4 protein-coding genes are annotated in these 4,030 nt (G+C 60.7%); 3 read left to right on the forward strand and 1 reads right to left on the reverse strand.

Annotated features, from left to right (window positions below):
- On the reverse strand, positions 1 to 1,718 hold a 1,718-nt coding region (locus ACRESD_RS23260), incomplete at its 3' end, for a glycoside hydrolase family 15 protein (protein WP_431753049.1).
- Between the two features lie 145 nt (positions 1,719 to 1,863).
- Here ACRESD_RS23260 and ACRESD_RS23265 point away from each other — a divergent pair.
- The 3 genes from ACRESD_RS23265 to ACRESD_RS23275 form a co-directional block, all read left to right on the forward strand.
- On the forward strand, positions 1,864 to 2,364 hold the full coding sequence (locus tag ACRESD_RS23265) for a sigma-70 family RNA polymerase sigma factor (protein ID WP_431753050.1): 501 nt from the start codon (positions 1,864 to 1,866) through the stop codon (positions 2,362 to 2,364).
- A gap of 23 nt (positions 2,365 to 2,387) precedes the next feature.
- Positions 2,388 to 3,341, forward strand: coding sequence for a FecR family protein (locus ACRESD_RS23270; protein ID WP_431753051.1), 954 nt, complete (start codon positions 2,388 to 2,390; stop codon positions 3,339 to 3,341).
- 97 nt (positions 3,342 to 3,438) lie between these two features.
- A partial coding sequence (locus ACRESD_RS23275; RefSeq protein WP_431753052.1) for a secretin and TonB N-terminal domain-containing protein occupies positions 3,439 to 4,030 on the forward strand: 592 nt, incomplete at its 3' end.

Here is a 4,030-nt window from a genome sequence, read left to right on the forward strand (position 1 = left end):
GCCTGGCTGTCAAACTCCACGGCATACAAGCCCACCGGCTTGGCAAACCGCAGCAATTGTTCGAACTCCAATTGGGCTTTTTCCACCGGCCCCGCGCGGGCCAGGCATACGACTAACCAGAACGAACACGCAGCGAACGCACCTTCGGTACCTTGCAGGCCGTCGATTTGGCTGTCGTCGTTGCGATAGCGGTACACCATGCCGTCGCGCACCAGGCTTTTCTGGATGGCTTCCAGGGTCGATAACCAACGTGGGTCGGTGGCGGCGACGAAGCGCATCAGCGGCATCAACAGCATTGAGCCGTCCAGTGCCGTGCTGCCAATGTGCTGCACAAAATGCCCGCGTTCTTCATTCCAGAAATTGCTCCAGATGTCGGCGTAAATTGCCTGTCGGGTCTGGTCCCAGCGGGCAAACGGGGCAGGCAGCGAACGTTTGGAGGCCAGGCGGATTGCGCGGTCCAACGCCACCCAGCACATTAGCCGTGAATGCAGGAAGTGATGTTGCTCACCGCGCATTTCCCAGATGCCGACATCCTTCTGATTCCAGATTTCGCAGACCTGATCGGCCACCTCCACCGTATGTTTCCAGCCTTCGTGGGAAATGGCCTCGCCGTATTTGTTGACCAGGTACACCGCATCCATCAATTCGCCGTAGATATCCAGCTGGATCTGCTCGAATGCTTCATTGCCGATGCGCACCGGCTTGGCGCCGCCATGGCCGCTGAGGTGATCCAACTCGGCCTCCGGCAATTGCTGGCGACCGTCGATACCGTAGAGAATGTTGATTTTCATCGGCTGCCCGCAACAGTCACCCACGCGACCTTTGAGCCAGCGCATATAAGCGTTGGCTTCCTCGACAAAACCCAGGCGCATGAAGGCGTAGACGGTGAACGAAGCGTCGCGGATCCAGGTGTAGCGATAATCCCAGTTGCGCTCGCCACCAGGTGTTTCCGGCAGGCCGAAGGTGGCGGCGGCGATGATTGCGCCGTGTTTGCGCGAGGTCAGGAGTTTCAATGCCAGGGCCGAGCGGTTGACCGTCTCGCGCCAGCGCCCACGGTAATTGGACTGGGCGATCCAGCCGCGCCAGAACTTCAAGGTGCGCTCCAGGTACAGGTCGGTGCAGTGGTGGGTGACACGTGGATCGTCTGCGCCACCCAGCACGAATTCGGCGCTCTGTTCCTGGTCGAGGGTAAAGCGGGCGATCGCAGAGTGGTCTTCGAGGGTCAACGGCTGGCTGCCAACCAAGCGCAGGCCAGGCTGGCCGTCGGCAGTGAACAGCACGCTGTCATGGTTGGCGCTGGCGCGTGTTGCCGAACGCGCATAGTCATGGCGCACGGCGCAGCGCAGGTGAATGGTCGCCTTGCCGCTGACTACACGCACCCGGCGTATCAGCAGCGGTAAGTCGTCGACTTCTTCACTGACGGTCATCAGATCGGTGATCTCCACCACGGCTTCGTCGCTCAGCCAACGGGTCTGCAGCACGTTGGTATCGGGCAGGTAAATTTGCTCGCGGCGGGCGTTGGGCAAGTCCGGGGTGAGCTGGAACACACCGGCCTCGGGAGTGTCGAGCAGTGAACAAAAGATCGACGGGCTGTCGAACTCCGGCCAGCAGAAGAAGTCGATGCTGCCTTTGTCATTGACCAGGGCGGCGCTGCGCATGTCGCCAATGATGCCGTGGGCATCAATGGCGCTTTGGGGTTCATTCTTGAAGTCAACCATTGCCCACCCACCGTTTTATGAGAGTCCTTTCTGAGGACCGGCGTCGCGTCGCACAAGTTCAGCTTTCAACTAGGGCGTTGTGAAGCAATTGCCCCGCTTAATAGGAAGCATTACTATTCACGCCCGCCTTCCCAGTGCTCACGCGATGATTCCCCAGCCGCCCCGCAGAACAGGCTTTTTCGAGCACTACGAAGAGTTGATCGGCACGTGGACTCGTCGCCTGAGAAACCGTCAGCAGGCCGAAGACCTGGCTCACGACACCTTTGTGCGAGTGCTTGAGTCGCGCTCCACCGAAGTTGAGCAGCCACGCGCCTATTTGCATCAAACGGCGCGCAATATTGCGGTTGACGCCTATCGCCGCGAAGACCGCCGCGAGGCCCTGACCCTGGAAGCGTTTGATCAGCGCTCGCCCCATCAAGGCGACCCGGAGCATTACATGCACGCGATCCAGTTAGCGCACTCGGTCGAGCTGGCCTTGGCTGAGCTGCCGCTCAACTGCCGCAAGGTTTTCATCTGGCAGAAAATCGAGGGCCTGACCCAGCAGGAAATCGCCGAACGCCTGGGACTGTCTAAAAACATGGTGGAAAAGTATATGATCCGCACCCTGCGGCATCTGCGTGACCGCTTGGATGCGATGGCCCCATGACCCGTTTTGAAACAGGACCTTCCATGATGGATAGCCGTGCGCGCGACGAAGCCGCGCAGTGGTTCGTACGCCTGCAAGACGCTGAACTGAGCAGCGAAGAGCGCCAGCGTTTCGACGCATGGCGTGCCCTGCGGCCTGAGCACCAATACGAATTCGATGTGTTGCAAGGGTTGTGGAGCGCCACGGACCTGTTGCCCAAGATGCGCCTGCAGGCGTTGTGTGATGCCCCGGTCGAGCGTCCCAAGCGTCACGCGGTCTTGCGTTACGCGGTGGCTGCGACGGTGGTGGCAGTCGCTTTGGGGTTGGGCCTGTTCAGCGGGCTTGAGCATCCCAAGCCCTACAGTGCCGAGTTCAGCACGCGCTTGGGCGAGCATCGCCAGGTGGCTCTGCCCGACGGTTCGCTGATGGACCTGAACAGCCGCAGTGTGGTCGCGGTGCACTATGAAAAGGGCCGGCGCGGTGTGGAAATCAAACAGGGCGAGGCCATGTTCAGCGTTGAGCATGACACCAGCCGCCCGTTTGTGGTGGCTGCCGGGGCAGGGCAGGTGACGGTCACCGGCACACGTTTCGATGTACGCCGTGATGACGATCAGACCCGCGTAGTGGTCGAGGCCGGCACGGTCAAGGTGAAAGGGCGCGCTTCGGATCAGGTCGTAACGCTGACGGCGGGTCGCGGCACCCATATTGATTCCCAAGGGCAAGTCGTCGCTGCCTATGGGGTTAATCCCGATGAATTGACGGCCTGGCGCAGCGGGAAACTGGTGTTCAACAACGCCACGCTGGGCGAGGTGGCGCGAGAAGTATCGCGCTACCGCGAGCGGCCTTTACGGGTCAGTACCGCTGCGGTGGGCAACCTGCGCTTGACCAGCGTGTTCAAGTCCAGCGACACCGACGCCTTGCTCAAAGCCTTGCCGCACATCCTGCCCGTGGCGGTGCGCGCTTTGCCCGACGGTAGCCAGGAAATTATTTCGCGCTGAGATTCAGGTTTTTTCCGAGTTCTTCGTCTTCTTGTGCAACTGCAACTGGTTTGCATTAACAGCCGCACACTTTTGCGATCACAGGACTAGGTTCGACGTGAAAAAACTTGCCGTGAACAACAATAAAATTTCCTGCTGGGCGCCGCTCGCCCTGGCGCTTGCGGTCAGCGCCGCGCTCCCTGCGGCCTATGCTGCCGAGGGTATCCACATACGCGCCCAATCGCTGGGCGCGGCGCTGAGCCAACTGGGTCAGCAGACGTCCCTGCAAGTCTTCTTCAGCCCCGACATGGTCGCGGGCAAACAAGCACCAGCGGTTGACGGTAATCTTTCGCCGGAACAAGCCCTGCGCCAATTGTTGCAAGGCAGTGGTCTGGATTACCAGATTGACGCCGGTTCCGTGACCTTGCGCCCAGTGAGCAGCGGCACGGGTGAAGCCGGTTCGCCGGTTGAGTTGGGGGTCACCGATATCAAGGTGGTTGGCGACTGGCTGGGGGATGCCAACGCTGAAGTCGTGCAGAACCATCCGGGCGCACGCACGGTGGTGCGTCGCGAAGCCATGGTGGAGCAGGGCGCCATGAACGTGGGTGACGTGCTGCGTCGTATCCCCGGCGTACAGGTGCAGGAAGCCAACGGCACCGGTGGCAGCGATATTTCCCTCAATGTCGGTGTACGCGGCCTGACTTCCCGCC

Source organism: Pseudomonas sp. (assembly GCF_050739995.1).
Classification (GTDB): Bacteria; Pseudomonadota; Gammaproteobacteria; order Pseudomonadales; family Pseudomonadaceae; genus Aquipseudomonas.

Bases quoted from the DNA above. Each gene is read 5' to 3' on its own strand.
- ACRESD_RS23270 (WP_431753051.1), top strand. From the start codon at position 2,388: ATGATGGATAGCCGTGCGCGCGACGAAGCCGCGCAGTGGTTCGTACGC.
- ACRESD_RS23265 (WP_431753050.1), top strand. From the start codon at position 1,864: ATGATTCCCCAGCCGCCCCGCAGAACAGGCTTTTTCGAGCACTACGAA.